We start from the raw sequence: 5,270 nt of genomic DNA, 5'->3' as shown, positions 1-5,270 counted from the left end.
TTTTCATTGAGTATAAATGTATATCAATATTTTTTGTTTTTCTTAATAAACGCAATGCAAAAAGAGCCTGTTGCCAAGCTCTTTAGTCTATTATTTCTTCTCAGCGCGAAGAGCTGACAAGATTTGTGTACGGATATCATCCACACCATTTGGAGTATTTGGTAAAAAGATGGTTTGATTTCCTTTAGAGGCAAAGGTGTTCAAGGTATCCAAATACTGGTTGGTCAAAAGGATGGACATGATTTGTTCTTCTGTCATGCCAACATTGGCTTCCTTGAGTTCGGTGATAGATTCTGCCAATCCATCCACAATCGCCTTACGTTGTTGGGCAATCCCCACACCATGAAGGCGGTCTTTTTCTGCTTCGGCTTCAGCTGCAGTGACAATTTTAATCTTATCGGCTTCTGCCAATTCTTGCGCTGCGACCCGTTTGCGTTGCGCCGCATTGATTTCATTCATGGATTGCTTAACTTCTGCATCTGGCTCCACCTTAGTAATCAAGGTTTTCACGATAATGTAGCCGTAAGTGGTCATTTCTTCTGCTACTTGGTGTTGAACTTCAAGGGCAATCTCATCTTTTTTCTCAAACAATTCGTCCAAGGTTAATTTGGGAACAGAAGAGCGAAGAGCATCTTCGATATAAGATTTAATCTGAGATTCTGGACGCATGAGTTTATAGTAGGCATCTGTCACGCTCTGCTCATTGACACGGTACTGAGTCGCTACATTCATCATCACGAACACATTGTCCTTGGTCTTGGTCTCAACCACAATATCACTTTGCAGCAAGCGCAACTGAATGCGTGCTGCAATCGAGTCAATCCCAAAAGGCAAGCGAATATGAATACCGCTGTTGGAAACCTTTTGGTATTTCCCAAAGCGTTCAATAATCGCCACCGACTGCTGACGAACCACATAAACTGTACTCAGTGTGACTATCACCAATAGGAGCACACAAACAATCAGAAAAATCATGAAAAATATTGCCATAATGGAACCTCCACAAGTATTTTTCTAGTATTATATCACATTTAAAGAAGGCTGTGCCGTTTTTACTGCGATTTTTCCTGAAATGTCAATAATTAGAGGTGAAACTGCATTTCAAGTTAGTAATCTCTTTTTTTCACTGCATTAACTTCTATAGAATCTTCATCCATAGTCAGAGAATGACTTGCCTTAACTTTTCTCTCGTGCTATACTATTTATGAAATTAATGAATAGGAGATATTTCATGAAATCAGCAAAAACTACTGTTACAATCCTTTCTGCACTTGCATCTGTCGTCTTATTATCTAGTTGTGCAACAAAGTCTACAGAAACACAGACAAGCAATAAGAGCTCATCTGATAATCAGATTACAATGACATATGACCAACTACGGTCAAGAGAAAATACTATGTCAACCCTTTGGTATCAAAAATCAGCTGAAACCAAAGCCTTGTATCTACAAGGTTATAATGTTGCCACAGATCGTCTAAAGGAATTACTGAAAACAGAATCAGACAAGCCTTATTCAATCATTTTGGACTTAGATGAAACAGTCTTAGATAATAGTCCTTATCAAGTTCAAAATATCAAAGACGGAACAGCATTCACACCTGAAAATTGGGATATTTGGGTTCAAAAAGCTGCAGCAAAAGCCGTCCCAGGAGCCAAGACGTTTCTTCAATTTGCCAATCAAAACGGCATCCAAATTTACTATATTTCTGACCGCTCAGTTAATCAAATAGATGCTACGATTAAAAATCTAGAAAACGAAGGAATCCCTGTACAAGGGCGTGATCACCTCATGCTCTTAGAAAGTGGTGTAAAATCCAAAGAAGGGCGTCGCCAAGCAGTTCAAGAGAAAACTAATCTAGTATTACTATTTGGTGATAACCTCGTAGACTTTGCAGATTTTTCGAAGATTTCTGAATCTGACCGTGATAAACAACTTGAAGAATTGCAAAAAGAATTCGGTGAAAAATTCATCATCTTCCCAAATCCAATGTACGGATCATGGGAAACAGCTGTCTACGCTGGCAATAAATTGGATGCTAAAGGTCAAGTGGAAGAACGCCAAAAGGCTTTGCAAGGTTTTAATAAATAAAACAAATAAGCTGATTCTATATAAACTAAGGTTAACTTACAATCTTCAAAAAGTGGATAGGAAGGAATTCTGATAATCAGAAAACTTTCCTATCCACTTTTTTAATTGATATAACATCAAGCTTTTATACATCTGATACTATACGTTTTTCTGATTTTAAAGACTTTGTCGCCTAGACCCTATATTTCAAGCATTAAGTGACCTTGATGATATAAATTTATTGTGGTATACTATTTTTGTCATCGGTTACCGATTACGTTCCTATGGGTTCGTGAGAGGAGGTGAAACTAATGAGCCTTATCATAGAGCTCGCTCTTACTATTATAGCGGATGTTATAGCTGGAATTATCTTGTATTTCGTCTGCAGATGGCTAGATAGTAAGGAGTAGACCGAGTGACTAGCCTATAAACACCCGTTAAATCGCTAAGATACGTCAAAAAAGCCCTTAACTACGGCAATAGTTAGGGGCTTTGGTGTTCTAATGAACCTTATCAATTAACTATATTCTAGCATATAATCTACAATAGTTCAAGCATTAAGTGACCTTGATGATCTAAATTTAGTGTGGTATAATACTTTTGTCATCGGTTACCGATTACGTTCCTATGGGTTCGTGAGAGGAGGTGAAACTAATGAGCCTTATCCCAGAGCTCGCTCTTACTATTATAGCAGACGTCATAGCTGGAATCATCTTGTATTTCGTTTGCAAATGGCTAGATGGTAAGAAGTAGACCGACTGACTAGCCTATCAACACCCGTTAAATCGCTAAGATACGTCAAAAAAGCCCTTAACTATGGCACTAGTTAGGGGATTTGGTGTTCTAATGAACCTTATCCATTAACTACATTCTAGCATATAAGCCCAGATATTTCAAGAGTTTTATTTATTATTTAAAGTTCCTTAGTTCTGAAAGGTATTTGATTTTTCATCAATTCATTTAAAAATACTATACAAATTTCTTTACATTTTCCATAAGTGTGATATAATGAACTCAATAAGATAACTTGTGAAGGATAAACGCTGGGTCCCAGAATGGGGTAGACTGAAAGGTTGAGCATTCCTATGTGCCTGGGGTTATCTTTTTATTTTGATTTTTTAAGGCTCTCTACAAAGTTTAGAGGGTCTTTTTCTATTTCTGTAATGATAAAGTCAACAAATTGCTGTGAATAGGTATAGTGCTCAGACTTACCTATTTTATGGCAATATGCAAATTTCTCGTCAGTTTTTATTGAATAGAAATCAATGATTAAGGTTAGAACATATTGATTGAAACCAGATTTATAATTTAATTTGATATTCTTCTTGTTTAATCGATCATTTACAACTGAGATGATATTCCCGTATGAATATTTGTGAGTCTCTGATGGATCTTTTAAATCTTTTACTATTGCTACTTGAGAGGGAGATTGATTTGCAATTGAGACAACGAAGTCAGCTTCAGACTTTTTCTTTGTGATGTATAGGTTTTGTTTTACACCGATTGCAAATTTATCTGAATTATACTCAGAAACAAGAACATCTATAGCATTTGCTTGCTGAATAAACTTTTCTGCAATTTCCGCTGGGTATTTTAGTCTGATTTGTTCATTTGTCAGAGGCTCATAACTTGCTGATATAGTTAGGAAATTTTGTGCAATGGTCTCAGTGATGTCTCTACCATGAAATCTCTGAAGTTCATTGACATAGTTAAGTACACACGCTTGAAATAGTGGAGCGTACTTTAGTTCGTAATCCTCTGTAATATAATGTGTGCTGATATTTCTAAGCTCAATAATACGCTCCAGATTTAGTCGAATTCGTGTACTATCATCGGAATAAATTTTCTTGATAACATTTTCAAGGCTGAGAGTTCTATCTGGATTATCCTTAAAATAGATTGATAGATTTCTATTTAGCATTTCAGACTTCAACATCAACTCCCAAGCATTACATATGAAAAAACTGAATCCTTCAATACGATATTTGATTGTAGGCTTGTTGTAAATTTCCAGCCCCATAATAAAGGCCTCAACACTTTTATCAACAAGTCGTTGACTTAAATTTTTCATATTTTTCTTCCCTCCAATCTAACTATTAAGCAATCTTTTTAATAAAAACAGTTGCTTTTTATTTTTTTCTTATTCATTTGTCAAATTTGCCGTTTTTTACAGTTTAGTTTATAAAGTCGGATTTCCCTTCCTCCATAATTTTCTTTTATAAAACATCAAGCCCTTAACTGACATCTGATTACTAAACAGGTAACTTACGAAAAATACGCAGACATATCAGAATTACAAGAGAATTTCTAATATCACTATATCGCTTCTTTTATTAAAGACTAACTTTTTTGTTAAAATGTTTATACTCAACAAAAATCAAAGAGCAAATTAGAAAACTAGGATTATATATTCCTGTAGAATATACCAAAACACCCCTTAACTATCGAACTAGTTAAGGGATTTGGTGTTCTAATGAACCTTGCCTATCGATTTTATTCTAACATACAGGTCCAGATATTTCAAGAGTTTTATTTATTATTTAAAGTTCCTTAGTTCTGAAAGGTATTTGATTTTTCATCAATTCATTTAAAAATACTATACAAATTTCTTACATTTTCCATAAGTGTGATATAATGGACTCAATAAGATAACTTGTGAAGGATAAACGCTGGGTCCCAGAATGGGGTAGACTGAAAGGTTGAGCATTCCTATGTGCTGGGGGGTATCTTTTTATTTTGATTTTTTAAGGCTCTCTACAAAGTTTAGAGGGTCTTTTTCTATTCCTGTAGAATATACCAAAACACCCCTTAACTATGGCAGTAGTTAGGGGCTTTGGTGTTCTAATGAACCTTATCCGATAAAATTATTCTAACATACAGATCCAGATATTTCAAGAGTTTTATTTATTTTTTAAAGTTCGTAAGCGCGTCATAACAAGGTATCTATCATTCATGGAAGACCTCCTGTATACTATTAGTAAAGTAAAACTATTGGAGGATATTTAAATGCCACAACCTATTGTTCCTGTAGAGATTCCACAATCTCGTCGTTTTGATTCTAAAAAGAGAAATGATATTCTGCTTAAAATTCGTATTGGCAAGCTTGAAGTAAGTTTTTTTCAATCTCTCAATCTCGAAATGATAGAAGAGCTTTTGGATAAGGTGTTGCTCCATGACAATTCATCTATCTAGCCTAGGGCAG

The 5,270-nt window shown here is 35.3% G+C and carries 4 protein-coding genes; 2 read left to right on the top strand and 2 right to left on the bottom strand.

Features of this window, described 5'->3' with window-relative positions; genetic code table 11:
* Window positions 1-90: 90 nt before the first annotated feature.
* Window positions 91-990: an SPFH domain-containing protein gene (locus HT703_RS09285; protein WP_000963957.1), complete on the bottom strand. Its 900-nt coding sequence runs from the start codon at window positions 988-990 to the stop codon at window positions 91-93.
* A gap of 241 nt (window positions 991-1,231) precedes the next feature.
* Between HT703_RS09285 and HT703_RS09280 the strand changes: the two genes are divergently transcribed.
* The gene (locus HT703_RS09280; protein ID WP_000833516.1) at window positions 1,232-2,089 is read left to right on the top strand and encodes a 5'-nucleotidase, lipoprotein e(P4) family; all 858 of its coding nucleotides are present in this window, start codon (window positions 1,232-1,234) and stop codon (window positions 2,087-2,089) included.
* A 1,084-nt stretch (window positions 2,090-3,173) separates the two neighbouring features.
* Here the strand turns inward: HT703_RS09280 and HT703_RS09275 are convergent.
* On the bottom strand, window positions 3,174-4,139 hold the full coding sequence (locus HT703_RS09275; RefSeq protein WP_000793783.1) for a DUF3644 domain-containing protein: 966 nt from the start codon (window positions 4,137-4,139) through the stop codon (window positions 3,174-3,176).
* Window positions 4,140-5,074: 935 nt separating this feature from the next.
* Here HT703_RS09275 and HT703_RS09270 point away from each other — a divergent pair.
* Window positions 5,075-5,260 (top strand): hypothetical protein, encoded by a 186-nt coding sequence (locus HT703_RS09270; protein ID WP_055356964.1) that lies wholly within the window; start codon window positions 5,075-5,077, stop codon window positions 5,258-5,260.
* Window positions 5,261-5,270 lie beyond the last annotated feature (10 nt).

This window comes from Streptococcus sp. 3874 (genome assembly GCF_013276425.1).
In the GTDB taxonomy this organism is placed as follows: Bacteria; Bacillota; Bacilli; order Lactobacillales; family Streptococcaceae; genus Streptococcus; species Streptococcus pseudopneumoniae.
This window is presented reverse-complemented; position numbering and strand designations above follow the sequence as displayed.

What these genes read in the sequence shown, in the direction of transcription:
- HT703_RS09280 (WP_000833516.1), top strand. Translation starts at nt 1,232, where the DNA reads ATGAAATCAGCAAAAACTACTGTTACAATCCTTTCTGCACTTGCATCT.
- HT703_RS09285 (WP_000963957.1), bottom strand. Translation starts at nt 990, where the DNA reads ATGGCAATATTTTTCATGATTTTTCTGATTGTTTGTGTGCTCCTATTG.
- HT703_RS09270 (WP_055356964.1), top strand. Translation starts at nt 5,075, where the DNA reads ATGCCACAACCTATTGTTCCTGTAGAGATTCCACAATCTCGTCGTTTT.
- HT703_RS09275 (WP_000793783.1), bottom strand. Translation starts at nt 4,139, where the DNA reads ATGAAAAATTTAAGTCAACGACTTGTTGATAAAAGTGTTGAGGCCTTT.